This window comes from Microvirga mediterraneensis (genome assembly GCF_013520865.1).
Lineage (GTDB): Bacteria > Pseudomonadota > Alphaproteobacteria > Rhizobiales > Beijerinckiaceae > Microvirga > Microvirga mediterraneensis.
In genome coordinates, this window is the sequence record NZ_JACDXJ010000002.1 from 56,906 (window position 1) to 82,341 (window position 25,436).

The window sequence follows — 25,436 nt, forward strand, 5'->3', positions numbered from 1 at the left end:
ACATCTGTCTATTGGCCCCAGGCGAATCATCAATCCGCTGGCGGCTGATGCGGGACCTCGCGCAAGTGGTAGCTTGCGATCATGACCTTGGCGAGAACGAGTTTATTAAGTCTGAATGGATCGACACTGAGGCGCTCTGCCCACTCCTCTAGGGCTGACGCGTCGAGTTGCCCAAGGAAGCGTGAGGGATCATGCCCTCGGTTCTTCAGGATCACGAGTTCACTCAAGGCTTGCCTCAACAGCTTTCGGTCTACCATCCTGAACGCCTCTCAGGCCCAGCCTGAGCCTGCTGCCAGAAGGGCGAGCTGGCCAGAGGTTCAAAAGGCTGGTCGCTTAGCCTGGCCAGAGCGTGGGCTCATCCGCGTGGCAACCCGCGCTGCTATTCCTAAATTGTTCAAGATCCGCAGGCACGGCTCCAGCCGCCCTCGTTTTATTCGCCACTGGATCCGTCGAGGGCCCAACCGCTCAAGCCGCTGCCAGGATTTCGTCGGCTGGTCCGAAGAACTCGTAGTGGATGCGATTTGACCGGACCCCAGCAAGGGCTAATCCGCCCACGAACGCCCGCAGGAACGGCCGCGGGCCGCACAGGTAGTAACCGGCCTCGTCCAGCAGCGTGTTGGCCCGCACCCAGTCCACCGAGATCAGACCCTCATGGTCGTAGTCCTCTCCCTGACGGTCCGCCGGGCGAGGCTCGACGTAGAAGGTCGTGACCCGGATGTTAGGATGGGCCTCGGCCAGGGAGCGGACGCGGTCCTTCATGGCATGGGTGGAGCCGTTGAGCGTGCCATGCACGTAATGGACGGCCTTGTTGGGGTACTTGGCTGCAATGGTCTCCAGCATGCTCATCATCGGGGTCAGCCCGACGCCGCCGCTCAGGAGCACAACCGGGCGCGGCGACTCCTCGTTGAGGGAGAACTCGCCGGCCGGCGGGGCAACCTTAAGAATGGTCCCAACTTCGGCCTTGTCGTGCAGCCAGGTGGACGCGACACCCTGCGGCTCCCGCTTGACCGAGATGCGGTAGGTCTGGTCGTTCGGCGCACTGGAGATGCTGTAATTGCGCTTGAGCGGATGCTGGCCCGGCACATCGATCCAGAAGGTCAGGTACTGCCCCGGCTGATGGCGCAGGACGGGACCGCCGTCCTCGGGCCAGAGCACGAACGAGGTGATGATCTCGCTCTCCTTCTGCTTGCTCTCGATCCGGAAATTGCGCCAGCCGTTCCAGCCGCCGGGTGCCGTGGCCAGGCTGGTGTAGATAGCCTTCTCGCGCCCGATCAGCACGTGAGCCAGGAACCAGTAGGCCTCGCCCCAGGCGGCCAAGATCTCGTCGGTGGCGGGGTCGCCAAGCACGTCCTTGATCGCCTCGAGCAGCGCCTCGGCCACATGCGGGTAGTGCTCGGGCAGGATGTTCAGCCCCACGTGCTTCTGTGCGATCCGCTCCACCGCGGGTGCCAACGCACCAAGATTGTCGATGTTTTGCGCATAGGCGAGAACAGCGGAGGCAAGGGCTTTCGGCTGGGATCCGGTCTCGCCATGATGCGACTGGTTGAAGAGGTCGCGGATCTCCTCGTTCCGGAACATGCGCTCGTACATGCGCTTCGTGATCGCCAAGCCATGCTCCTGGAGGGCCGGGACCGTGGCCTTTACCAGATGAATGGTCGTGTCGCTGAGCGAGGTAGACATGGGATCATCCTTCGATGCGTCGTGGGTGGACGGGATGATTGCGGAAGCGCAATGCATTGGTGGACCCAATCCACATCATGATCCCGCCCCTGAGGATCAGCGATATGTACCCTCTCACAGAATGACCGGGAATCCAGGTCATATCCTTAAGGGGAGTTCCTGATCTCTATTGGCCGCAGCAGCCCATGATGTAGGCGAGCTCATTCGTAAAATCAGGAATCCAGTCTTGCCACTATACACCGCATAAACCGTGTCCAACCCGTCTCCGACGAGCGGAGCAGACAATTAAGTCCCCGCCTCTCACTCGCGTCGGCTTCGGCCAGGTAGCTACCATAAGCAAATCCCAGCGCCACCCGGAGCATCAGGCCACCTGAATGGACATGTCACAGAAGGGTAAATGCCGATCAGCCTACGATACTGCTAGTGAGCGCACTGGAATCTGTACCCAGGACCTTCCGATTAAGAGCCAGATGGTCAAAGAGCGATTATCAGTGGACTCGAATCACATTTACGAAACCCTGCCGAACTTGGTCATGCGCTCCCACGGCTCAGAACGGCCTTACCCAATGCGGCAAGCCCTTCCGTACACGCTGCTAGACGCTCCACGCTCAGCCAGCGCTGCCAGTCCGGCATGATACTCCAGGCAGGATCGCTCAGGTGCGCCTGCGGCAGCCGGTAATGAAACACCGGCCTGGATGCGATCTTCTCATGCGGCAGAACAGAGCGCACCCGCTCCTCATCGAAGTGAGCTAGCAGGGGCAGAAGATCCAACGCACGCTTCCGGGTCGGGTTCGCCACAAGATAATCTTCGGTCAATTCCGGCAGGCGCGGCCAGTAGGTGGGATCAAGCACGCGGTGCTTGTAGGCCTGCGGGTAGTCGGGCGGTAGGACGAGGGCATGACGAAAGCTCCCGTGCGCGATTTCCCGCCGCAGCCGGTCGCCGACCAGGAGAAAAGCCTTCAGAAAGGCCATTACCGTTGTCGCATCAAGATGCGGTGGATCGATGTTGAAGTGGAGGCCCAGCGAGTCCCAGAGCACGGCCCCGCGGCCATGCGCTCCCGCTGCCCGCAAGCTGGCTATGACGATGTCCATCTGCGAGAGCCGGGCGATGGGCAAGGGGGCGGTGATGAGCTCGCGCGGGACAAACGGTGCGGTCACTGTGCCGAGCCATGTCGCCAAGCGGCGGTTCAGCCTAAGGTCGAGTTCCGGATGGCGGTCAGGGTGAACGTGCCGCAGGTCGGTTTCGATCAGCAGGTCGCCCAGGCCGGTGCCGGTGACCCTGAAAGCGTGCGGGTCCTCAGCCTCACAGCTTCCGCCAAGATCATTCGCAAGGGCCTCCGCGGCAGCCCGGGCTGTGGGGCCCAGGAACTCGATCTCAACCCCGACTCGCCGGAACGAGCCGTCCGCGCCCATCAGAATGGGTGGGTTAAGAGCGCCGGCTGTGATGGCAATGTCGTTCATCATCGCCTGACATGGGGACGATGGAGACTGACCTCAATGAACGATCCTGCGGCTCCTGTACAATCTGCGGACGGCTGGTGCAGACAAGGATAAGGCCGTGCCGGAATGCATTACTTCTTGCCTCGTATACCTCATGAGGACGATACAAAATATTATTAAGGTCCGGTAAGGCTTGCGACAGCCGTTCTGGATCAACAACTTAAACGAGTGACGGCTTCCAAAGGACCTTACCGCGATGTCCATGTCGTTGCTGGCTTCTGCTAGACCATCCGCACGCGAGTGCACCTATAACCTGTTCCGGAACAGGCCGCGGCCTGAGCTTCTCTGTGCTGTGCCGGAACACTGGCCCGTACCCAGGTTCCTCGACTTAGAAGGCTGGACGTTTGAGCGGCCTCTCCATGATGCCGACATAGCCCCGGCAGGCTTTGAGGATCGGGCTGCATCGGTTGGCGTGCGGTTTAACGGCTCTTACCTGTTCCAGGTCACAGCTTGGCAGGGGAAAATGGCTGCTTAGTCGCGCGGGAGTCCACCCGGCGTCGTCCCATCAAGCGAGTATGAGCCATTCTGAACGGACGCCCCGCTCGTCTGAGTCATGGAAAATACTTAATCTGGTATTTGCGGGAGGAGCCGTATAGGCAAGTAACACGTGTTGAGGTCACAAGGCCGGAGGCCGATCCGAACTCACCGCCGGTTTCTTTCGGCATACAGGTACATCGGGGACAAGGCCGTCCGTGAAGATCATTGTGCACCATTCTGCTGCGGCTTTTGACGGAGTGTAAATGCAATGAGCGACTTCCCGCGCGCTGCACCTTCACATTGTCTGTCCGGGCAACTCGGAACCCTTCTTGGGATTTCTGTACAGAGAACATCGTGTGTCTTCAGATGGCAACAGCACTATTGGCTCACAGCACTTCTCGACGTTCAACCCGGTGACCGAATTCTGGTGTTGGGATGCGGTTCCGGGCTAGAGCTGTCTCTCTGCCTGGCCTACGGCGCAAGCAGGGTTGTTGGCTTCGATCCTTGGTTGGTGAAGCTCGCCATCGCGTACCGCCGCAACCGCGCCGCATGTCTTCTAGGTCGGCTGAGTCTGCGTCACGGAGCGCTGGAGGCCCTAAGCGGCGGCATCGAGCCTGTCAATAAAGTGCTCTGCATCAACACAGTCGAAGACGTGGAAAATCGGATTGGAATTCTTCGCAGGCTATCCGACGTTATCTCCGCTGGTGGTCGCATTATCATTGCAACAGATGCCCAAGCATCGCTGGGAGGTGCCACTGCACTCGGCGAGGATACACGACTCGACATGATCGGCGCTGGATGGACGGGAACACGTGTAGAGGCTCTACCACGCCGGAGAGGCTCTTTGGTCTGCACAATCGGCCATCGACGTCGCTGATACGTGTTGCAAGATGAGCATGTAGATCAGGTGTTCTGCGGTTGATCCCTGCACCGGGGCGGGTATAGCATCGCTTCACTTGAGCCATCTCTATGGCCGCTTGAGCATTTGCTCGCTGTGTCAGACAGCGGTCTGATGGATCGTGTCGAGCAACGGCATCAGATTGAATTGCGAGATAAACTTATTGCGAAGTTGCTCGACGCTGAGCAACCGCATTTGCTGAAGGCACAGGATGAGCGCTTCCGGACCGGGGAAGAATTCTCGGTCACCGGGCGAGGAGAATCCGGCTGTGACCCACAAGACTGGTCATCAGGCTGCTAGAGTATTGGATCCAGAAGCGGGCTCCTGTTTGTAGTATCCAACGATGCTCCATTTCTTGAAGTTCGAATCGTTGGATCCGAACCGAAGGTCCACGTGAGCAAAAAACCGGGTCCAGTTTTCCGCTCGATGCGCTACGGCGGACCGCGTTCGTGAGCACCAAGCTAAGCTCCTCACGCAGAAGTGAGATCGGGCGGTTCCATTTGCCATACAACGAACCCGATGTTCCCTGTTTTCGATACCGTTCTTTAATCCTATCCCGGCACTTATCGCCAGGAGAAGGGGGAGCGGGCGCCTGTCCGCCGCTCCCGCCATGACCATACCTAACCGGGAAGAGCTTGCGCTCATGTTGTCTCGCCGTACCCTCCTGACTGGATCGCTCGCCCTGATCTTCACGCCGGCTACCGGAGCCCTGGCCCAGCAATTCGCCCAGAGCCAGGCCGAGTGGTCGCAGAACTACGAGGCCGTGTCCCGCACCCGCGTGCAGCGCACCTCGACCCCGATGCTGTCCGCGGAGGCGCTCGCCGCCACCGAGCAGATGATCGAGTACTACCGCAACATCGCGGCCCGCGGCGGCTGGCAGCCCGTCCAGGGCGTCCAGGGCCTGCGCGTCGGCTCCAAGAGCCCGGCCGTCATGGCCCTGCGCCAGCGCCTCATCGTCACGGGCGACCTGGATCCGGCCGCCGGCGAGTCGCCGATCTTCGATTCCTATGTCGAGGCTGCCGTCCGCCGCTTCCAAGCCCGCCACGGCATCAGCTCCACCGGTACTGTGACCGCCCCGACGGTGGCGGCCATGAACGTGCCGGTCGACGTCCGCATCCGTCAGCTTGAGATCAACGTCTCTCGCCTGCGCACCCTCGGCGGCGCCGGACTTCCCAACAAGTACGTGGTCGCCAACATCCCGGCGGCTCTCGTGGAGACGGTGGAGGGCGGCGTCGTTCATACCCGTCACGCGGCCGGCGTCGGCAAGATCGACCGTCAGTCGCCCATCATCAATGTTAAGATCACGGAAGTGAACTTCAACCCGTTCTGGACGGTTCCAGCTTCGATCATTCGGAAAGACCTGATTCCGAAGATGCAGAAGGAGCCGAACTACCTGACCGAAAACAAGATCCGAATCATCAACGGTCAGGGTCAGGAGATTAGACCCGAGCAGATTAACTGGAACTCAAATGAAGCCACTCGGTATATGTTCAAGCAAGATCCCGGCGGTGAGATCAACTCGATGGGCTTCGTTCGCATTAACATGCCGAATAAGGATGGAGTCTATATGCATGACACTCCGTCCAAAGGCATCTTCGGCGACGATTTCCGTTTCGTGTCGTCCGGCTGCATCCGCGTACAGAATGTGCGTGACTACATCGAGTGGCTGCTGAAGGACACCCCCGGCTGGAGCCGCGAGCAGATCGACGCCACCTTCAAGTCCGGCGACCGCATCGATGCTAGGCTCATGCAGGCGATCAATGTCTACTGGGTCTACATCACGGCTTGGGCGACCCCGGACGGCTTGGTGCAGTTCCGCGACGACATCTACAACATGGACGGCCTCGGCAACGCCATCCCGGTGGCGAGCCGCACCCCGACCGAGCCGGATCAGGAGATGTTCCTGCAAAACTAGAGGGAAGCCAGTTTGTTGAGCATTGTCTCGATCTGCTCTCGCCCCTGCTCAAAGTTCGATGCGCGCACTTCTGGATTGCGGAGGGGCTGACCGCCGTGATTGATCGACATACAGAGCCGGACGACAGCAACTGTCTCACCTTGACCCAACCGGCGACTCGAAGGATCTGCCACGGCATCTATTCGGCTGGAACAGGCACCATCCTCGCCTGCACTGGCGCTCCGATGCGGAAGCGCCGGTCACTCAGTGACAAGGTGCCGCCCGCAGCCATAACAATCGCACCAAGCCAGATGAGCAGGATCAGAGGTTTGTAGTAAAGCCGGATGGCAATCGCACCATCCGCCTGCACGTCACCAAAACTGATGTAGATTTGGCTCAACCCGATCGTGAGAATGCCGGCTTCCGTCGTCGGCATGCCTCGGGCTGGATAGACGCGCTTCATCGTCTCGACAGTGCCAATGGCCCGGTCAGCCCGAATTACTGACAGCCGTGCCACATCCTCGCGATAATTAGGGCCGGTCCTCGGCTGAACACTCTCCAGACGCGCGTGATATGACCCTACTCTGACCTGCTCACCCAGGCGCATCGTCGCTATATTCTCGACGCCCCAGGCTGACGCGGCGATGCCAATCACAGTTAGACCAACGCCAGCATGAGCCATCACCATACCCCAGGCCGAGCGCGGCAGGCCAGCCACCTTGCGCAACGTAATGCTGAACGGCTGACCACGTCGCCAGGATCGCGTCACGATCTCATTGAGGGAACCTAGGATCAGAAACACGCCGAGACCAACGCCGAGCGGCGCTGCAACGGGCCCTTTGATCGTGAGAGCAAAGAGAACGAAAGTGGCAAACAAGGTGAAGCCGAACACCAGGAAGAGGCGTTGGGTCGTGCCAAGGAGGTTGCCCCGTTTCCAGGCTAGGGCCTGGCCGAGAGGCAACAGCAGGAGAAGCGGAACCACAAGTGGCACAAAGGTTAAGTTGAAGAAGGGCGCTCCGACCGAAATCTTTTCCCCGGTCAGAGCCTCCAAGGCCAGCGGGTAGAGCGTGCCGATGAAGACGGTCGCGCAGGCAGTCGCCAGGAAGAGATTGTTCATCACGAGCGCCCCCTCCCGCGACACCGGCGCGAACAGGCCGCCCTGCCGTAGGAGCGGTGCACGCCATGCGAACAGGGCCAGCGAACCGCCGATAAAGACGATGAGAATGGCGAGAATAAAGACACCACGGGCCGGATCAACGGCGAAGGAGTGCACCGACGTTAGGATGCCGGATCGGACCAAAAACGTTCCGAGCAGCGATAAGGAGAAAGTGAGAATGGCGAGCAGGATTGTCCACACTTTGAGTGCATCCCGGCGCTCCATGACCACGGTGGAATGCAGGAGGGCTGTGCCAGCGAGCCAAGGCATGAAGGAAGCGTTCTCCACCGGATCCCAAAACCACCAGCCACCCCAGCCGAGTTCGTAGTAGGCCCAGTACGAGCCCATAGCGATGCCCAGTGTCAGGAAGATCCAGGCCCCGAGAGTCCAGGGGCGCACGACTCTCGCCCAGACCGCATCAATGCGCCCGCCGATCAGGGCTGCCACGGCGAAGGCGAATGAAATCGAGAAGCCCACATAGCCGAGGTAGAGGAGCGGCGGATGAATCGCGAGCCCGAGATCCTGCAGCAGCGGGTTCAGGTCCTGCCCCTCGAGCGGAGCAGGAGTGACCCGCGTGAACGGGTTTGAGACGATGAGCAGGTAGAGCAGAAACGCCAGGGTAATCGATGCTTGGACGGCAAGCGTATTGGCCCGAAGCCGCTGCGGCACTGCATCCTTTGCCATAGCAAGAATGGCCCCGAACAAGGTCAGGATCAGAACCCAGAGGAGCATCGAGCCCTCGTGGTTTCCCCACACCCCCGAGATTTTGTAGATCATCGGCTTTGTCGAGTGGGAGTTTGCGACCACGTTCAGAACCGAGAAGTCGGAGGTCACATAAGCGGTGGTCAGCGCCAAGAAGGCAAAGGCAACACAGCCCGCCACCGCGAGGGCGGTTGCCGGCGCGACCCCCATCAAGGCAGGATCGTTGACCCGTGCACCCCAGAGCGGCACAATGATCTGGATCAAAGATAAGCTCAAAGCCAACGCGAGGGCATAATGTCCGGCCTCAATGAGCATTGGTCATCTCCACTCTCTGATCAGCGTTCGCGCCTGGTCTGATCGCTCGTTGACGCCCGGTTGGATTCAGCAATCCCGGGGTCAAGGTCACTCAAGCGACGCTCTTCAAGCCTACTCGCAGACCAGAAAATCTGGAAGGTCATCGTTGATCCACTATTGACCAACCCCTGGTTGAATAACGACGAACCGGCAGAGGCCCATGCGGCGTCGCGCCTACGATGCCACTTGGTTGAGACGGCAAGCGATAGCACCAACCCGGCAACCTGTTGCAGCAGGCCGAATGCTGCAATCAACCAAGGGAGGCCGATGTTGGACGAGATGTCATTTCAATCAAGATGGAGGGTGGTCGGGGCTTTGCCCCATTAAGCATAAGCAAACCCAGCGCGATCCTTGCGCTCCGGGATGGTCTCGAGGCGTTGTACGGTTTGGGGTTTGCCCCTCCGGGAGCAAACCCATTTGCAAAACCCTGAAACAGCAGGTGGCAGACCCTTAAACTTCGGTGAAGGCCCCGGCCGTCCGCCTTGGCCGGTCACGGCATCCGCAGTGTCCGGCAGGGAGCGGCGCCCGGCCGGCACTTGGGGCCGGAACCATTGTGACGATACCGGTGCCGCTCCGGCTCGGTCGGATCCGCAGGTCGCCGCCGAACCGGATCGCTCCATCTGGCCGGGCCGAGGTTGCCATGCCGTGTCCGTTGTCGCGGATGCCGACGGCCAGATATCGGGACACGGTTCGGGCATTGACCGACACGTGCGAGGCGCCGGCGTGCCGATGCACGTTGGGGAGGGCCTCCTGCACCACGCGCAGGACCGCCCGCTGCATGTCCGGCGGCAGCTCGTCGATCTCCTCCGGAATCCGGATTTGGGCGACAAGCTCCGTCCGCTCCACGAAGCCTTCGGCAAAGTCCCGCACCGAGGCTTGGAGTCAGTCCTTCTCCAGGTTCGGTGGATGCAGCAGGCAGGTGATGATGCGCAACTCCCTCAGCGCCTCGGTGAGCAGAGGCTCGACCTCAGCCAGGACCTTCCGGCCCGCAGGGCTCTGCCGGACCCCGGCCTAAGGGCCCGACAATCCGAGGTTCGCCGCCACGAGGTGCTGCGCCGTCGAGGCATGCAGCTCGCGGGCGATACGTTGCCACTCCTCCTCCTGAAGGGCGAGCAATGGCCTGGACACTGCGCTGACCTCTTGTTCGCTCCCGTGACCTGATCCGACAGCGATCAGAGCGGCTGCTCTACCTGGCGTGTCGTGAACAGTGTGGCGAGGCCGCTGGCTGGATCGAGGAAGGTCGCCATTCCCTCCATCTGCCGCGGGACGCCCGTGACTGGTGCATTGACGAGAGAGCGGGACAGCGACCACGGTCGTCCAGTTGGTTGCCCCGGAACTCCGGTATGCGACCAGGACCGGGGCTCCGCTCTCGTCCACGTCATCGATCAAGATGGCTGTGGCCGGACGTGAACATCAATTAGCTCTGCCTCGTTACATCAACTTGTCGATAAAATGATCTGCCGCCGCGGTGGATCGTAAGGGTACGCAGGATCCACCGCGCTCAAGGCAACCCTTAGACGTTAGAGATCACGAGCACGCTGGTGCCGCGTGTTGATGGGAACAGAAACGCTAGGGCTGATAGGAGGTCCTCTGGCGTCGGCCACAGCTTAGTCTGTAATTCGGTCGCGTTCAGGTCTGTCACTTTGGAGCGTTCCGAGGACTTCGAGCATGATGTCGCAGAAGGGATCTCATCCCCCTTGGTTCCTTGCCTGAACCTTAGAATGCCTTATGTTTGCGACCTCAGCCGATGGGCTGATTCCCAAACAATAGATACGCAAATGTGCAAATGGATGGCAGGACATCACGACAGTGATGCAGTCGAGAGAGATCTCGCGCGGGCAAAATCACTGCTCATCCGGCTTCGCGCCAAAATAGACAAAGGAGGCAATAGGAAGGCTCAGGCCTATGGACTTGCGTTGGTACATGTTGCAGACCTTCTATCCGGACTTCTTGGTCTCCCAGCGAGCGATGCTTTGCTCGCACGTGGGGTCAGTTTGGATAATCTGAACGATACCCTAGGAGATCTCGAACGTAGCGCGGCCCGTTGCCGGACTTTCCTAGATGCGACGTCGCCGACAGGTGAGATCGCCGACAGTTTGGCAACTGCTTGTTCTATTCTGGCGGATCTCTACCGCATGCGTTTTCATGCCATGAAAGCCTCTCGGCGTCAGAAGGCCGAAGCCGCTGACTTGGCTAACCGACTGTCTCATGTGGTTGAGGTCCTTGTTCACTCAGACGGGCAGGTAAGGCAAGCTCGTATGAATAGCCGGTCGGCGGCAAAATAATATCTGTTCATATGTGCCTCGCACAGGCGGGTTGGTTTAATCCAAAGGCATTGATGGCTGTTGCCGGCGCAGCCTTATGGCAGCAGCCCAGCCAAAAGATCCGCGTGATGCTGTTGTAGACGACCCCTACCATGACGAACCCTTTGCGTCTGCCGTAAAGGCGAAAGGCAAGCCCACACGCCAGATCGGCAAAGTCCCCTTAAGGCAACTGGGTGAGAGCACCCTGCACCCTGCACCAAGCACGAGCATGGAACCATTGCCTCCGGCGGGTGCGCTGCTGGCGAGACAACGGCAGAGATCGTCCCTGTGGCACTCCCCCGCCTGAAACCGAGTGTCGCTCCCATCTGAGATCTGGCACACGGGCTAACGCGACGATGCAGGCAATCATGCCATCAGCCGCGTCTTTGCACTGAGGAGTCAGGCGAGATCTGCTTCCAATAACACAGTCGCATTTTCAACCAAGGACAGTCGCTCTCGAGACGAAATTAATCCCGTCTACTTTGCTCCGCCACAAGAGAACAGGGGGCCGTACGGATGTAAGGTGCGCCCACTTTCATGTTGCCAGGCATGATCGGCTTGGTTGCCCTGCGTGGCGCCAAATTAACTGTGAAAATTACGCCTGCGCATCAAAAATCTCGAGCTGCACCCGCAGCCTGTTCGGTCGTCATCGAACGATAAAGGGCGACGCGAGGCGTTGCCTCTGCTGCAATCAGGTCACGCCGCTAAACATCTATTCGTGCAGTAGTGCATGGATGTTAGCGCCCTGATCCGCAGCAACATTCGAGGCACTGGCTTTATCCCGAGCTAGACCACGACAATTCCGGCGGGCTTGGCCTTGTTCCCCGGCTCGACACGGAGTGTGATCAGTGCATATTCGACCTCTTTACGGAGGGTCCATTCGATGCGGTCGCAGATGTCATGAGCGAACGAGACCGACATCGCGCCCGGCACGACCAGATGAAGATCGACGAAGGCCATCTTGCCTGCGTGGCCGGTCCTTAGATCATGGGCCTCCAGTGCACCCTCGGCTCTCTCAGGGGTCTCTGAAGCGATTGCAGAGATCGCTGTCGCACCTTCGGCGGCGATCTCCGGTCAGGTCGCTCTTGACGCGTCCGGTGCCGTGGTTGGCGATAAGGAAGATGCTGCTCAAGCCCGCCAGTGCTTCGCCAACCTTCCTGAAACGCTCGTAGCGCTGCATGCCCGCCCATGTGGTATCCTCCAGATGAGAACTTATCTGGCCGGGCACAGGCAGGATCTCGTTCCAGCTATCTTTGGTGATAGAGCGAGGGTGGCTGCGGGAGGATACGCCAGCCCGCAGCATCGTTCAGTTCTCTTTCCGTTGTTCAAATCATCCGCCAGAAATGGTCAAATCCGAACTGTGAACGACTTAGTGTGATAGCGTCATCGTTACCCAAAAATCATGCCGTCTCTCGTTGGCCGATTACCACCTTTGTGTCAGATGCGAAGGAATAGGGTGGGATCGGCAGATTGATCGGCGCCGGTCCGCCGCGGACGCGGCCCGAGGTGTCGAACACCGAGCCGTGGCAGGGGCAGAACCAACCCTTATACTCGCCTTGGTTGCTGAGCGGCACGCAGCCCAGGTGGGTGCAGTTGCCGTAAACCACGAGCCACTGCGGCTTGCCGTTCTTCACGCGCTCGGAATCGGCCTGCGGGTCGCGCAGGGAGGCGATGTTAACATCCTCAGCCGCCTTGATCTCCTCGGACGTGCGGTGGCGGATGAAGACCAATTTGCCGCGCCAGAAGAGCTTTACGAGTTGCCCTTCAGCAATGGGTCCCAGATCAACCTCGACGGGAGCACCGGCAGCCACCGTCGCCGCATCGGGCGCCAGGGACTGGACGAAGGGCCACACCAGGGTGGCTCCGCCAACAGCGGCGGCTGCGCCGGTTGCAACGAACAAGAAATCGCGTCGAGTCGGCTCAGTGACGTGAGGGGCGGTCTCGGTCACGTAAATCTCCTGCACTTGTTGAGGTCGAAAGACGCGCCTGTATGCCTTAGAAGCTAGAGCGAGAAGAATCACGATCATGTTAGGTGGTGATCTTTCCATCCCGGTGGGACAGAACAGAGCGGAACTGGACACCGAGTTGCCCGGACGGCTTATCTACGGCCCAATCCGGTCTGCTTATCCTGGACGTCAGCCGCCTCATTCTAGTCGGCCTGTGCGTCGACGGAGGAAACGGTGTCCCGCACCGCGGCCCAAACCGGCGGCATGGGTTCACCTATCGCCTCCAGGCAGATGCCGCGTAGACGCAGGGATCGTTGTAGAACGTAATCAGTTCCACAGACCAGGTAGATTGGAAAGCAGCTTCGCAGCAAGCGATTATCTTTTGAAGCTCGGCAGTCGCGTCCCGCGCAGTTACCTGCTCACGCTTTGGGTCCAGTGCTGACGCACCAAGCCGCCGTCGAAGTCGACACAGTTTTTGGGCCTGTTGACCTTGAAGAGACCTGAGGCCTGTCTTTCAGCACAACTGCCACATGACTTGACTTCGATCAATGACATCCGATATTTCAGAAAATTCTGAAATTACAGGATGCCCCGTGAATCTCCCTCCGATCGTCCAAACCTTCGTGCTGCACTTCGGCGAGATGGGCTCCCGCTGGGGCATCAACCGCACCGTCGGGCAGATCTACGCCCTGCTCTACCTCTCAAAGGAGCCGCTGAACGCCGAGGACATCGTCGAGCGGCTCGGCGTGTCCCGCTCCAATGTCAGCATGGGCCTCAAGGAGCTGCAGGCCTGGAACCTGGTGCGGCTCCAGCACAAGCCGGGCGACCGTCGCGACTACTTCGCCACGCCCGACGACATCTGGCAGATCGTCCGCACCCTCGTCGAGGAGCGCAAGAAGCGGGAGATCGACCCGACCATGACGCTCCTTCGGGAGGTGCTCATGCAGGAGCCCGCCAGTAGCGAGGAGCGCCATGCCCAGGAGCGCATGCGCGAGATGCACGACCTCTTCGAGCTTCTCACCGGCTGGTACGCCGACGTGCAGCGGCTCGATACGGAGCGTCTCGTCCAGCTCCTGACGCTGGGCTCGAAGGTGCAGAAGATCCTCGAGATGAAGGACCGCCTCTTCGTCGTGCCGGGATCGAAGAAGAGCCGCCGCGACGACGCCAAGGACAAGTAGAAATGTTCGACCAGTTCGATGCGCTGCTGCTCGCGCGCTTCCAGTTCGCGTTCACGGTCTCGTTCCACTTCATCTTCCCGTCGTTTTCGATCGGGCTGGCGAGCTATCTCGCCGTGCTGGAGGGGCTGTGGCTGTGGACCGGGCGCGAGGTCTACCTCAACCTGTTCAAGTACTGGCTCAAGATCTTCGCCCTGGCTTTTGCCATGGGCGTGGTCTCGGGCATCGTCATGTCCTACCAGTTCGGCACCAACTGGGCCGTGTTCTCCGACAAGGCCGGGCCGGTCATCGGCCCGCTGATGGCCTACGAGGTCATGACCGCCTTCTTCCTGGAGGCCGGCTTCCTCGGCATCATGCTGTTCGGCATGGGGCGCGTCGGACGCAAGCTGCACTTCGCCGCGACGCTTGCGGTCGCTGTCGGCACCTTCATCTCGGCCTTCTGGATCCTCTCCGCCAATTCCTGGATGCAGACTCCGGTCGGCTACGGGATCAACGAGGCCGGACAGTTCGTGCCCCAGGACTGGTGGGCGATCATCTTCAACCCGTCGTTCCCCTATCGCCTGGTGCACACGGTGTTCGCCGCCTACCTCACGACGGCTCTAGTCGTTGGCGGTGTCGGTGCCTGGCATCTCCTGCGCGAGCGCGCCAACAAGGGCGCCCGGGTGATGTTCTCGATGGCCATGGGCATGGTAGCGGTCGTCGCACCGCTCCAGATCTTCGCCGGCGACATGCACGGCCTCAACACCCTGGAGCACCAGCCCGCCAAGGTCATGGCGATGGAGGGACACTTCCAGAGCCATCCCGAGGGTGCGCCCCTGATCCTGTTCGGCATCCCTGATCAGGAGGCCGGCACGGTGCGCCATGCCGTCGAGATCCCGAAGGCCTCCTCGCTCATCCTCAAGCACGATCCGAACGCCCCCTTGAACGGGCTCGACACGGTCGACCGTGCGAACTGGCCTTACGTGCCCGTGGTGTTCTGGTCCTTCCGCATCATGGTGGCGATCGGCTTCGCGATGCTCGCTCTCGGGATGCTCGGCCTTTGGGCTCGCCTGCGCGGCAGGCTCTACGACTGGCCCCTGCTGCACCGGCTCGCGCTCTTCATGGGACCGTCGGGCTTCGTGGCCGTGATCGCCGGCTGGGTCACGACGGAGGTCGGGCGGCAGCCCTTCACCGTCTATGGTCTGCTCAAGACGGCGGCATCCGCCTCGCCGCTCGAGGCTCCGGCCGTCGCGGCCTCGCTGCTCACCTTCATCGTCGTCTATTTCATCGTGTTCGGGGCCGGCACCGGGTACATCCTGAAGCTCATGGGCAAAGCTCCGCATCCGGGCGAGACCGGGCCCGAAGCCGGCCCCGACCATCCCATCCGCACCGCCGGTATCACGCCGGCTCCCTCGGTCGATCCGGCCCGCACCCTCGGCGCGGAGGCTTAGATCATGATGCCTGTTTTCGATCTTCCCACGCTCTGGGCCTTCGTCATCGCCTTCGCGGTCTTTGCCTACGTGGTGATGGACGGCTTCGATCTCGGCATCGGCATCCTGTTCCCGTTCTTCGCGCCGGGACCGGAGCGCGACAGCGCCATGAACTCGGTCGCCCCGGTCTGGGACGGCAACGAGACCTGGCTGGTGCTCGGTGGCGGCGGCCTGATGGCAGCCTTCCCCCTCGCCTACGCCATCATCCTGCCGGCCCTCTACGCCCCGATCATTGCCATGGTGCTGGCGCTGATCTTCCGCGGCGTCGCGTTCGAGTTCCGCTGGCGCGATCCAGGCCATCGCCGCTACTGGGACTTCGCCTTTACGACGGGCTCCGTCGTCGCAACCCTGGCGCAGGGTATCACGCTCGGCGCCCTGCTCCAGGGCATCGTGGTCGAGGGGCGCTCCTATGCCGGCGGCTGGTGGGATTGGCTGACACCATTCAGTCTGCTGGTTGGGTTCAGCCTCGTGATCGGCTATGCCCTGCTCGGCGCGACCTGGCTGGTGATGAAGACCGAGGGCGCCGTCCAGGATCACAGCTATCGCCTCGCCGGCAAGCTCGCTCTTGGGCTGATCGTCTGCATCGGTCTGGTCAGTGCGGCAACGCCATTCCTCAGCGGCGCCTATTACGAGCGCTGGTTTGCCTGGCCGCAGGTGCTGTTCACCGCCCAGGTGCCGCTGCTGGTCGGCCTCTGCTCAGGGACGTTGCTCGTGGGCCTCGTGCGCCGCTGGGAGTACTGGCCGTTCCTGCTGACGCTGGGGCTGTTCGCCCTTTGCCTCGTCGGATTGGGCGTGAGCATGTTCCCGTACGTGGTGCCGAACGCGGTCACCATCCACCAAGCCGCGGCACCCGAGTCGAGCCTGCTATTCATGCTGATGGGTGCGAGCGTGCTGATCCCGATCATCCTCGCCTACACCGGGTACTCGTACTGGGTGTTCCGCGGCAAGACCGGACACGAGGGATACCATTGATGACCAACGATCTCGAACAGGGCTGCGGCCTCAGGCGATGGCTGTGGTTCGTCGGCCTCTGGGCCGCAGGTGTGGGCACCACCGGAACGGTCAGTGTTGTTATCCGGCTCTGGCTGACATGACGTCCCATGCAGGACAGACCCAACCAAGCGCAATCGGCGTGCCTCCCATCCTTTGTCCTGGCCACAGCACTGATATCCCGGAATGATGAACGACAATGACAAGGACCACAGACGGGCAGATGCCTGACCGCCCCGCAGATCCTCATGCTCTTTTCAGGCTACTATCCTACCAAGCCAAGACCCGCTCGAAGGGACAGAGGCCACGGCATTCCCTCAACCATCTCCTTCAGTGTCCGCCGCCGAACACGAGGGTTTGGATCGGATACACCAGCGCCTGAATGCGCAGGATCATGGCATGCACGAGCCCAACGGTATCCACCGCGTGAAGGGCGAAGCGTCGGAATGGGCCGATGGTGCCCGAGGCGATCAGTTCATAGTTACTGGTATAGGCATTTACACGCAACTGCTGCCCGGCGTGATGCCGTTGAGCCCACCCTCGTACAGCGGCTCAAGAAGGACCAAGATGGTGCCCGGCCGTACGACCAGCTGTGGATCGAGTAACTGCTCGCCGCTGCGGATCTGGCCGGCGGCGATGAAATCCTGCACCCCGGTCACCACCAAAGGGATCACCGTCCAAGGTTTCGACGCACAGGTAGCCTCGGCAACCATGCCAGCCTTCATGACCTGCGCCTCAATCTGCCCAAAGCCAGCCTGCAGTCGCCCGCGCCCGGCGCCCTCCGGGATCAGGACGCCGGCTGGCCGCATAAGCGGGTTGACAATGTCGCCCACCCGCAAGGTGAACTGCTCCACCCGCCCATCCACACCGGCTCGGATGACGGTCTTGTCCAGGTCCACCTGTGCCTGGGCCAGCTCGGCCTCGGCGCTGGCCTTCTCGGCCGGCAGCAAAGTGGAGATCCGCGTTTCCGCCTGCTCCTTGGCGGCAACGGCGGCGTCGATGCCGCCTTGGCGCCCCTGAACGGCGACCTGCAGCTTCTCGATGTCCCGTGTGGCCACGGCACCCGGGTTGCGCCGGTAGATCTCTTGCTTGGTTGCCAGCTCGTCTACGGCCTGCTGATGGGCGCTCCTGACCTCCTGGATCTTGCCTTCGGCCGCCGCGACATCGGTCTGTGCCGCCACCAGCTCCGCGTCCACTTGAGCAATCTTGCGGCGGGCGGTCTCCACCGCTGCCTCCTGCTTCGAGCTGTCGAGCCGGAAGATCGGTTGGCCCTGCTTGATCTCGCCGCTTACGCCAAGATTGACCTCAGCCACACGTCCGTTGGTCTCGGGCAGGATCGGGATTGTGCGGAAGAAAGCCGTGGCGTTAGTGGTCGACGGGTGGTTGTAGAAGATCACCGTGATCAGCCCGATGGTGAGCATCAGGCAGGTGATGATACCCCACCGGAGCTCGAACCATACTGAGAAGAGGGTGATTTCCTTGCCGATCCGCTTGCCCTGTCCGTAACGGCGGTAAAGGTAGTCCGGCAGGATTGTCAGCAGGGAGCAGAGAAGAAGCTCAAGCATCGGCTTGGTCCTTCGGCATGCGAGATAAAGTAACGACTTTCGGTACTTCGGCCAAGCCTTCGCCCGGGGCGTGGTCGGCCGCGCTTCCATTGGGCTCGTCAGCACCCTTACCGGGCGGGATGCCGGCGATCCTCTCAAGGGAACCGGCAATCCTGCGCAGCGGATTGCCAAAATCGGGAATGTCGATCAGAGCGAGCAACAGCCCGGCCACCCAGAAGGCTTGGATGTGCGTGAACAAGGCGAGGAGCCCCAGCACGGCGACGATCTCGAACTCATCGTGCGGCTACGAAAATCCGAGGTCTGTGCCAGACGTATGCCCCGGATACAAAAAGGGCGCGCATGAGCGCGCCCTGTCTGAAGCTGTTATAGTTCCAGAGCCTTGAGAGCCTGCCTCGTTACTCCGCAGGTGGTAGCCGTGAGATCGGCGGTGTGGGGCTCGGCTACTCCCGCATGAAGGCCTGGATTTCCTCGGGTGTCGCTTTGCCGTCCTTGTTGGCGTCGATCCTGTCGAAGATCCGCTTGTGAATGGCCGTCACCTCGTCAAAGGAGAGCCCGCCGTCGCCGTTCGCATCGGCAAAGGCAAAGAAGATCTTCATCGGCGCGGGTGCGGGCACGCCCATCATGCCGCGACCCATCATCCCGGGCTGCATCATGCCGCACATCATTCCGGATTGAGCGGGTGGCATTGTTGTGGACTGACCGGACTGTGCCCCTTGGCCCTGGCTCATCATGCCCGATCCCATCGGACCGGACGGCTGCATCGCCTGTGCGAGCGTCATCCCGGGATGGTGCGGGTCGGCTGCGGTGGTCTGCGCGGTGGCCGCGGCCGTCATGCCGGCGGCAATCATCATGGCCAAGGCGGCTGTGTGTGACAGTGTGGTCAACATCGTGGGCTCCTCCTTGTCTTCAGGCGCTCAACGGAGCGCGTCGGTGACATCGGTGGTACGGCTCGCCCCCAACCAATCGGGTCTTCGACCTCTTCTTGCGCGGCTCTCCCGGCAGCCTGGAATTCGTCAGGCCGCCTGGGCGCCGCGATAGCGCGCGAAGGTGCGCTGGCCCGACGGCCCGAACAGGACCACCTCATAGGTGTCGGGCTCCATGCCCTCGACCTCCATGCCCGGCGATCCAACCGGCATCCCAGGAACGGCCAGCCCGGCCGCCTGGGGCCTCTCGGCCAGCAGGCGCTTGATCGATGCGGCCGGCACATGGCCCTCGATCACGTAGCCACCGACCTCGGCGGTGTGGCAGGACGCGAGCGCCTGCGGCACCCCCAATCGCGCCTTCACACGGCTGATCTCGGCGGTCTCGGCGATCTCGACCGGAAAGCCGGCCTGCTTGAGGTGGTCGGCCCAGCCGCTGCAACAGCCGCAATTCGGATCCTTGGTGACGACCACCTTCGGCAAACCTTCACTGGCACGCAGGGGGCTCGCGAGGACGGCCCCTGCCAGTCCGGCCACGAAGGCACGCCGGGTGCATGCGAATGTGTTGCTCATGTCATTCTCCTGGGTTCGGCAACGGGGCTTGTGGATCATGATACTCCTCATCGGAAGAAAACGTATTTGACGAGCGCCGCGATCACGAAGAGCACGACGATGAGGGCGGTCACGGACTGCCCTACAGCATTACGGAATGAAGGTCCGCTTGCCGCCTGTGACCTGCCCTCCCCTTCTCCGCCGCGCGATAGGGCTTAAGCTTACTCATTAGGCATCCGGTCTGAGCCACAGACCGTGCGAGGTGAACAACCTGCTCCAGGTGAGTCAGACCGATGTGAGGCACCGCACTGAATCCAGTTGGTCGACCCAGCTATGATGCAGTCGCAGACAAGGGCGTATGCCGCTTGCTGCGATTGGCCTCGCCGCTGGAGGACCCTCATGACAGCCTCACCGGTTCTGCTTGAGCCCACCTTTGTCACTCCGGGCTTTGGGCCGGTCTCAGCCGCTGGAGATACCTTGGTCATCCGCGAGTGGACCGACTCTGGGCCATCCTACCTGCACATTCACCACTCCGATGATGAAGCCTGGCATGTTCTGGAGGGATGTCTCCGGTTCCGGTTCGAACACGGTGAGGCAGACGCTTCCGCCGGCACCACCGTCTTTGTCCCGGCTGGGCTGGCGCATACCTACAGGGTCATAGAACCGAGCCGTTACCTGATTTTTCTCACGCCGCGGCTGGATCGGCTCATCGCTCGCTTGAGAAATCTGGACGATCGATCACAGTTGCGGGGCACCCTGGTCGAGTTCGATACCGAGATGGTGGAATGATGCGGCCCCTCCCCTTCCCTCGAGCGATCAAGTGCTAGGAACTTGCAAGATCAGCTCCTGGTCCAATCCTATGCGTGAGGTAGTGGTGACCCGCGGAATTGGATCGCCAGTCGCTAAGCCCCGATCCTAAACGCTACGCTTTCTCGCAAATGCTAAGCTGTTGATATTCCTTGTTTTGAATTTAACAGGGGAAGCGATTACCGCTCTGAATACGGTTTGATAGAAGCATTCACGCTATTTCCCGTACGGCATCGTGTCTTGGACGCTCGGAAGCTGATCACGTACGCACGTGTGGGTCTGACGTTATCAATGGAACTGCCAAACCCTTTGTTTTCAAAGCACTTTTGCGGGCTTTGGGTAAGTCCTCCCTCCCCCGCTGGTTAACGAGATTGCTTAAAATACGTCTTCAAACGATCGATTGAACGCAACCTCTGACTATGTACAGAATATCGTCTGGGGCTAGCAGTCCTTACAAGCTCATGCCCTCCCCTACTACCGCCTTTGCTAGCATTTGCCGGCCATGGACCGGCTAGTGTGGAACGAAGGCTGATCCTATTGAAGGTGACCCCTGCTCTATTCATTCCTGACGTTGGAATCGAACAATTTGGTTTGGCCAATCGGCACCAAAGCGGCGCCGGTGATCCTGACTACGCTCGAGGAGTATGAGGCCTAGCTCAACGCTCCCACAGAGGAGGCGCTCAAACTCCAGAACCCGCTCCCGACGCGATGGCTCCGGTCGTTGCGGAGCGAGACAAGTCCGAGAAGCCAAGAGAGGCCAAGAGCCCCGAGAGAAGAGCATGAGGGCAGAATTGTATGTTTCTGCCCTCTTCGCCTCTATTCGTGGGCACGGTAGCGTCGCGAGGGCTGTAGAAATTGGAATGGCATGATCTCCGGCATGAAGATGGTATCGGGTCAGGCAGCGAGGTCAATCGTCTCCTGTGAGGCTGATGCTTGTGGGAGCGTCTTCCAGCCGTCGACCTTGCGCATGGTGATCTGACCGGACGCGAGCAGAGCCCAGAACAGCATAGCGGCCGTCGCGTCCGAGGGCAGCACCGTCTGGGTCTTGATCCGCCGCTTGAATTCCTCATGCAGCCGTTCAATGGCGTTCGTGGTCCGCGCTGATTTCCACTGCGACGGCGGCAGCTTCGTGAACGCAAACAGCGCCTCGCCCGCCTCCTCCAGGCTGTCGGCCACCGCGGCGTGGCGCAGCCGCCACTTCTTCACGAAGGCCTTGCGTCGCTCCTCGATCTCCTCGGCTGTGGCGGCGTAGATCATGTCGGTGTAGTCGGCCGTGATCTCGTCATACAGGCGCTTGGGGGCATGGGCGAGCAGGTTGCGGAGCTTGTGCACCGTGCAGCGCTGCAGGGGAACGCCCTCCCATACCGCCGCCAAAGCCTGCTCCAGGCCAGGCGCGCCATCCACGATGACAAAGGCCGGCCGGCGCAACTGGCGCGCCACGAGGTCGTCGAGCACCGCACGCCAGGCCGCCGTGGTCTCGCCGCCCATGTTCTTGACCGACAGCAAGATCTTTTGCCCATCCTCGCGGATGCCGATCACCACCAGCAGCGAGATCGAGGTGGCTTTGTTGTCGAGCCGGACCCGCACCACGGTGCCGTCGAGGATCAGTCGCACGATCGGCTCGTCGGCGAGCGAGCGCTGGTTCCAGGCCTGCCAGTCGGCCTGCACTTTGCGCCAGACCCGGCTGACCGTGTCCTTGCCGACGGCTCCGCCGAACAGGGCCGCCAGGGCCCGGCGCACCCGCCGGGTGTTGGTGCCCGACAGATAAGCGGACGCGATCAGGGCATCGGCGGCTTGCGTGCGGCGCTGATAGGCCCGAAGGGCTGCACTCCTCCACTCGGTGGTGCCGCCGTTCTGGGTGGGCAGGCGGGCCCGCGGCACCGCAATCTCGGTCGGGCAGAAGGTGCCGGTGAGCGTGCGCGAGCGGCGGCCATGGCGATAGCCGCGCGTGCCGACAGCAGGTTCGTCACCCGCCGCCCGGCCGTAGCGGGGGCGGCCGAGAGCGGCCTCCAGTTCGGCCTCGATGAGGGCTTCGATCCAGTCGCGGACCCGCTCGCGCACGCCCGTCTCGATCGGGTCGATCCAGGTGTCGAAAAGCCGGGCCTCAGGCTGACCGGTTGGATGCACAGAATGTGACTTGCTGATAAGATCCGTCATGGCGTGGTCTCCCGCGGGACCGGAGCGCTCCAACGCCCGAATCCCGCTGTGTGGGTTGCAACACCCGGAGACTACGCCACCCTTTCAAAAGTCTACCACCTCCCGGACGGCACCGTGGGCACCGCTTTGCTGGTTCTCAGTCTGGAAGCTGGCGTAAAGTTCGTCCAGTTTTGAGACTAGATACTCACCAAAATCAGGAGCAAGCTTCCGATCGACCTTAAGAGTGAAACTCCTATGATCCTTGACGATCCGAGCAAGCTTTCGGCCAGCAGGGTCATTCCAGAAGCTAGGTACGGGCTTAGATGCTGCTACAGGTGAGCTAGGACCATTCTGGGTATTTGTAGAAGCACCTGCCCCACCCTCCTGTCCTTTGAAATCTGCAGCCTCGGAGAGGTCTGTCAACAAGATCTGGAAACGATCCGCGCTTTCCGCGCTCTTGAATTGATCACGGCTGATGATTGATTGCGCCCGCTCCACATTAGACGGAATCTGGAAGAAGTCCGTCAGTTCGAGCCAGCGTCCTCGTCCGATGCCAGGGGCATGACCAATCGCCTCAATAACCGCATGTGGAACCTTGTTAGGGACGCTGATCAGCTTGGCGAGATTGGATTTATCAATTGATAGAGCTTCGATGATGGTGGAGCGCGAGAACCCCCGTTGCTCAAGGCGGAAGGCAAACATTGCCTGCTCGATATAAGTTAGATCGAGGCGCGCGTTATTTTCTTGGCCTTGGGCGACGACGAGTTCGTCGTCACTCATTTCCTTAACGACTGCTCGGACCTTTACTCCGAGTTGCGTCACAGCTCTCAGTCGGCGGTGACCATATGCAACTTGGTAATGACCGGGCTTGGTCGGATGAGGCCGAACGAGAATGGGAACCTGCTGACCACGGGCTCTAATGGCTTCTACGAGGGATTCATGGGCAACATCGGACCCATCCATGCGGTCCCGAACAAATGAGCCTTCAATGAATTCAGGATCTAGCTCGACAATGGCTTGGCCAGAGGCAAGCTGAGCACGTAGTTCGCTTACGTCCCCCTGCGCAGATAGTACAGTCTCGAGAGCCTTGTTGATCGCGCCAACAGGGCTGTTGCTGGCGATGCTCCCTCCTTGCGCAAGAGGCGAGCGCTTGCGCGGAGCCTGTGAAGCGGGATGCTGTTGTACATTGTCGGCTTCGGGCGACTTCTCTGGGGTGCCGGGAGGGTTGATCGCACCGGAAAGCATACTAGCGATGATCTTACGGGTCATTATGCTCTCCCCCAAGCCTTGGTGATGAGGCTCTCAATTTCCGAATTGACGTTGTTCAGGGACTCGAACGCTCTGTCGTAGGTCGATTTGGTGAACTGTTCGCGCGAAACCTCATAGAGGGTCTGCTTGGTGATGCCGGCATCAGAAATCGCGGTGCTCTTGAGTACCGGATAGTTCAGGACATGTCCCCCAAACCGCTCCCGCATGAACGAAACCATCTGATTCTGTGGTCCGTCGCCGGGCTCATAACGGGTAACGAGATACTTCAACCAGTCGTATTCGAGAGTTGCCCCAGCCTTTCGGACGACGCTCAGAAGATCAGATGTCATGGTCAAAAACTGACACATAGACATGACATCCAGCATTTGTGGATGCACTGTGACGAGCATCGCGGTGCTGGCGCATAGAGCCGACAGTGTGAGGTAGCCGAGTTGCGGCGGACAGTCGATAATCACGACATCATAGTTCTCAGCAACGGGACCAAGGGCGATGCCCATGCGGGCAAAGAATAGCGGTTGGTTAGGATCTCGGCTCGTCAAGGCCTTGGGTGTCTCGTGCTCAAATTCCATAAGCTCGAGGTTGCCGGGAATGATGTGGAGTCCAGGAAAGTATGTTTCCTGGATCACCTCACTGATATCTCTGACCTCATCGCCGTACCGGATTGCTCCATATAAAGTTTGGTTCTCACCGACATCAAATTCCGGTTGGAAGCCATGAAGGGCGGACAGGCTCGCTTGGGGGTCTAGATCAATTGCAAGAACCCTGTATCCGCTTAGGGCCAGATGCTGGGCCAAGTGGGCAGCCGTTGTCGTCTTGGCGCTTCCACCTTTGAAGTTCACAACGGAGATAACCTGAAGGTGCTCGCTTCCCGAGCGGTGCTTGACGTAGCCGCGTTCAGATTTGCCGCTTTCGTCGAGGTAGGACCTCAGGGCATTGATCTCCTCAAGAGAGTAGAGTCTGCGGCCATTAGGCGCCATTTCAGGTTCAGGCCCCTTCCCTTCCAGGGAAAGACGCCGGAGATAGCTGTCATTGATGCCTACGAGGCGAGCTACCTCACCCGACGTAAATTTTCGCAACGTTTTGCGTGCGGTCGGGGGATAGAGCATCAAACGTTGCTCATTCAGCTTCTCTGACAGACCACTGGCATGCTCGGCAATCAGGTCTTCGAGAACTGTCTTGAGATCTGACTTTAATAACGCTTGGGCCACGGTTCGCCTTTCGGAGTAACGGTCTGCAGTGTGAAGAACTGCTTTCATCCGTGAGTAGGCCCGACAGACGTTAAAAACCGATTAATGCGTTCGCGGTTTTGAGTCGTGGTCAGCTGACCACTGGCGGAGACAACTGGAATATTGTCAGGACGCTTGGCGCAGAAGACCGATTCCGCCCAGACAGCGGCCGCACCATCGCGATTTGCTAGCAATGGCAGGCCCATTCCTTTGTTCGTTCACAGTTGATTTGGTGGTCAGCTGACCACAGGGCGGCAAGTGGACGACGTATTGTTATTATGTGCTAACTGCTTGCTTAATGGCTTTGCAAGTGGCAAGCCTTAGCGTTCGCGACATCAAGCCGACAAATGTTTCGGGTTGTGGTCAGCTGACCACCGTCTTGTGCAACTTGGGCCTTCCAGCCAATGGCTTAGAGCA

The 25,436-nt window shown here is 60.5% G+C and carries 21 protein-coding genes and 2 pseudogenes; 9 read left to right on the forward strand and 14 right to left on the reverse strand.

What is annotated here, in order from left to right:
• Positions 1-465 precede the first annotated feature (465 nt).
• Positions 466-1,680, reverse strand: a complete 1,215-nt coding sequence (gene hmpA, locus H0S73_RS22570; protein WP_181054487.1) for an NO-inducible flavohemoprotein — start codon at positions 1,678-1,680, stop codon at positions 466-468.
• A gap of 531 nt (positions 1,681-2,211) precedes the next feature.
• Positions 2,212-3,141, reverse strand: coding sequence for an amidoligase family protein (locus H0S73_RS22575; protein WP_246389361.1), 930 nt, complete (start codon positions 3,139-3,141; stop codon positions 2,212-2,214).
• Positions 3,142-3,925: 784 nt separating this feature from the next.
• Between H0S73_RS22575 and H0S73_RS26400 the strand changes: the two genes are divergently transcribed.
• Both H0S73_RS26400 and H0S73_RS22585 read left to right on the forward strand, forming a co-directional pair.
• Positions 3,926-4,534 carry an SAM-dependent methyltransferase gene (locus H0S73_RS26400; RefSeq protein WP_181054488.1) on the forward strand — a complete coding sequence of 203 codons (609 nt, stop codon included), beginning with the start codon at positions 3,926-3,928 and terminating at the stop codon, positions 4,532-4,534.
• Between the two features lie 664 nt (positions 4,535-5,198).
• A complete protein-coding gene (locus H0S73_RS22585) occupies positions 5,199-6,470 on the forward strand; it encodes a L,D-transpeptidase family protein (protein ID WP_181054489.1) in 1,272 nt (423 codons plus the stop codon).
• 178 nt (positions 6,471-6,648) lie between these two features.
• Here the strand turns inward: H0S73_RS22585 and H0S73_RS22590 are convergent, their stop codons facing one another.
• The 3 genes from H0S73_RS22590 to H0S73_RS25920 form a co-directional block, all read right to left on the reverse strand.
• The gene (locus H0S73_RS22590; RefSeq protein WP_181054490.1) at positions 6,649-8,622 is read right to left on the reverse strand and encodes a heme lyase CcmF/NrfE family subunit; all 1,974 of its coding nucleotides are present in this window, start codon (positions 8,620-8,622) and stop codon (positions 6,649-6,651) included.
• Between the two features lie 489 nt (positions 8,623-9,111).
• Positions 9,112-9,531, reverse strand: a complete 420-nt coding sequence (locus H0S73_RS22595) for a sensor histidine kinase (protein WP_181054492.1) — start codon at positions 9,529-9,531, stop codon at positions 9,112-9,114.
• A gap of 141 nt (positions 9,532-9,672) precedes the next feature.
• Positions 9,673-9,789, reverse strand: coding sequence for a histidine kinase (locus tag H0S73_RS25920; RefSeq protein WP_246389363.1), 117 nt, complete (start codon positions 9,787-9,789; stop codon positions 9,673-9,675).
• A gap of 650 nt (positions 9,790-10,439) precedes the next feature.
• On the opposite strand from H0S73_RS25920, the gene H0S73_RS22600 reads away from it, so the two are divergent.
• On the forward strand, positions 10,440-10,946 hold the full coding sequence (locus tag H0S73_RS22600; protein ID WP_181054494.1) for a hypothetical protein: 507 nt from the start codon (positions 10,440-10,442) through the stop codon (positions 10,944-10,946).
• An 804-nt stretch (positions 10,947-11,750) separates the two neighbouring features.
• Here the strand turns inward: H0S73_RS22600 and H0S73_RS22605 are convergent.
• The gene (locus H0S73_RS22605; protein ID WP_181054689.1) at positions 11,751-12,032 is read right to left on the reverse strand and encodes a cation transporter dimerization domain-containing protein; all 282 of its coding nucleotides are present in this window, start codon (positions 12,030-12,032) and stop codon (positions 11,751-11,753) included.
• Here H0S73_RS22605 and H0S73_RS26405 point away from each other — a divergent pair.
• The gene (locus tag H0S73_RS26405) at positions 11,926-12,342 is read left to right on the forward strand and encodes a Rid family hydrolase (RefSeq protein ID WP_202050037.1); all 417 of its coding nucleotides are present in this window, start codon (positions 11,926-11,928) and stop codon (positions 12,340-12,342) included. The two genes, H0S73_RS22605 and H0S73_RS26405, sit on opposite strands and share 107 nt — an antisense overlap.
• Positions 12,343-12,364: 22 nt before the next feature.
• Here the strand turns inward: H0S73_RS26405 and petA are convergent, their stop codons facing one another.
• Positions 12,365-12,913, reverse strand: a complete 549-nt coding sequence (gene petA / locus H0S73_RS22615) for a ubiquinol-cytochrome c reductase iron-sulfur subunit (RefSeq protein ID WP_343058469.1) — start codon at positions 12,911-12,913, stop codon at positions 12,365-12,367.
• 590 nt (positions 12,914-13,503) lie between these two features.
• On the opposite strand from petA, the gene H0S73_RS22620 reads away from it, so the two are divergent.
• From H0S73_RS22620 to H0S73_RS25555, 4 genes are read left to right on the forward strand one after another with little or no spacing between them, the layout of a single operon-like run.
• Complete coding sequence (locus H0S73_RS22620; RefSeq protein ID WP_181054497.1) at positions 13,504-14,088, forward strand: MarR family transcriptional regulator; 585 nt, start codon at positions 13,504-13,506, stop codon at positions 14,086-14,088.
• A gap of 2 nt (positions 14,089-14,090) precedes the next feature.
• A complete protein-coding gene (locus H0S73_RS22625) occupies positions 14,091-15,515 on the forward strand; it encodes a cytochrome ubiquinol oxidase subunit I (protein ID WP_181054498.1) in 1,425 nt (474 codons plus the stop codon).
• Between the two features lie 3 nt (positions 15,516-15,518).
• Positions 15,519-16,526 carry a cytochrome d ubiquinol oxidase subunit II gene (gene cydB / locus H0S73_RS22630; RefSeq protein WP_181054499.1) on the forward strand — a complete coding sequence of 336 codons (1,008 nt, stop codon included), beginning with the start codon at positions 15,519-15,521 and terminating at the stop codon, positions 16,524-16,526.
• Positions 16,526-16,648 carry a DUF2474 domain-containing protein gene (locus H0S73_RS25555; protein WP_202050039.1) on the forward strand — a complete coding sequence of 41 codons (123 nt, stop codon included), beginning with the start codon at positions 16,526-16,528 and terminating at the stop codon, positions 16,646-16,648. Before cydB ends, H0S73_RS25555 begins: the two co-directional genes overlap by 1 nt.
• A 226-nt stretch (positions 16,649-16,874) precedes the next feature.
• Here the strand turns inward: H0S73_RS25555 and H0S73_RS22635 are convergent.
• From H0S73_RS22635 to H0S73_RS22650, 4 genes and pseudogenes are all read right to left on the reverse strand, one after another.
• Positions 16,875-18,109, reverse strand: a pseudogene (locus H0S73_RS22635) (HlyD family secretion protein).
• Positions 18,102-18,383 (reverse strand): annotated as a pseudogene (locus tag H0S73_RS22640) (hypothetical protein); the annotation flags it as partial. The pseudogenes H0S73_RS22635 and H0S73_RS22640, both read right to left, overlap by 8 nt.
• A gap of 166 nt (positions 18,384-18,549) precedes the next feature.
• On the reverse strand, positions 18,550-18,960 hold the full coding sequence (locus H0S73_RS22645) for an EF-hand domain-containing protein (protein WP_246389365.1): 411 nt from the start codon (positions 18,958-18,960) through the stop codon (positions 18,550-18,552).
• Between the two features lie 162 nt (positions 18,961-19,122).
• The gene (locus tag H0S73_RS22650) at positions 19,123-19,602 is read right to left on the reverse strand and encodes a DUF411 domain-containing protein (RefSeq protein ID WP_181054502.1); all 480 of its coding nucleotides are present in this window, start codon (positions 19,600-19,602) and stop codon (positions 19,123-19,125) included.
• A gap of 378 nt (positions 19,603-19,980) precedes the next feature.
• Between H0S73_RS22650 and H0S73_RS22655 the strand changes: the two genes are divergently transcribed.
• Positions 19,981-20,370 carry a cupin domain-containing protein gene (locus tag H0S73_RS22655; protein ID WP_181054503.1) on the forward strand — a complete coding sequence of 130 codons (390 nt, stop codon included), beginning with the start codon at positions 19,981-19,983 and terminating at the stop codon, positions 20,368-20,370.
• Between the two features lie 912 nt (positions 20,371-21,282).
• Here the strand turns inward: H0S73_RS22655 and H0S73_RS22660 are convergent.
• The 3 genes from H0S73_RS22660 to repA form a co-directional block, all read right to left on the reverse strand.
• On the reverse strand, positions 21,283-22,545 hold the full coding sequence (locus tag H0S73_RS22660) for an IS256 family transposase (protein ID WP_202050040.1): 1,263 nt from the start codon (positions 22,543-22,545) through the stop codon (positions 21,283-21,285).
• 84 nt (positions 22,546-22,629) lie between these two features.
• On the reverse strand, positions 22,630-23,793 hold the full coding sequence (gene repB, locus H0S73_RS22665; RefSeq protein ID WP_181054504.1) for a plasmid partitioning protein RepB: 1,164 nt from the start codon (positions 23,791-23,793) through the stop codon (positions 22,630-22,632).
• On the reverse strand, positions 23,793-25,049 hold the full coding sequence (gene repA, locus H0S73_RS22670; RefSeq protein WP_181054505.1) for a plasmid partitioning protein RepA: 1,257 nt from the start codon (positions 25,047-25,049) through the stop codon (positions 23,793-23,795). The genes repB and repA overlap by 1 nt, the downstream gene beginning before the upstream one ends.
• Positions 25,050-25,436: the final 387 nt, after the last annotated feature.